General features: G+C 69.8%; 1 protein-coding gene. It reads right to left on the minus strand.

Annotated features, from left to right (window positions below; genetic code table 11):
* Positions 1–130 precede the first annotated feature (130 nt).
* Positions 131–553, minus strand: a 423-nt coding sequence (gene cynS, locus ACFQ87_RS38375) for a cyanase (RefSeq protein WP_380615575.1), incomplete at its 5' end; no start/stop codon positions are given.

The following is a 553-nucleotide window of genomic DNA, read 5'->3' on the forward strand; positions in this document are numbered from 1 at the left end:
CGGGGCTGCTGGACACTCCTTCGTCTCGCTTACCTTTCCCCCCCCAAACAACCCCTTCCTCCCCCTCCTCCCCCCCCCCTCCGGTTTTCCTCTCCTTCCTTCCCCCCCCCCCCCCCGCCGGTGGGGTGGGTCAGAAGGGCTTGGTCGGCAGGTACTTGCCGTCCAGGGTGATGACGGCGCGCTCGCCGCCCTCGGGGTCGGCGACCTTCTTCACGTCGAGCTTGAAGTTGATCGCGGAGATGATGCCGTCGCCGAACTGCTCGTGGACCAGGGCCTTGAGGGTGGTGCCGTAGACCTGGAGCATCTCGTAGAAGCGGTAGACGGTCGGGTCGGTGGGGATGCCGCCGGGGATCGAGCCGCGGGTGGGGATGGTCTGCAGCAGCAGTGCCGCGTCGTCGTCCAGGCCCAGCAGCTCGGCGACCGCCTTCGCGGACTCCTGCGGCAGGGCGTGCTGGCCGAGGACGGCCGCGGTGGTGAAGGCGACCGACAGGCCGGAGGCGTCGGCGATCTGCTGCCAGGTGAGGTCCTTGCGGGTCTTGGCCTCGACGGCGGC

Origin of the sequence: Kitasatospora sp. NPDC056531 (assembly GCF_042794375.1) — a bacterium.
Lineage (GTDB): Bacteria > Actinomycetota > Actinomycetes > Streptomycetales > Streptomycetaceae > Kitasatospora.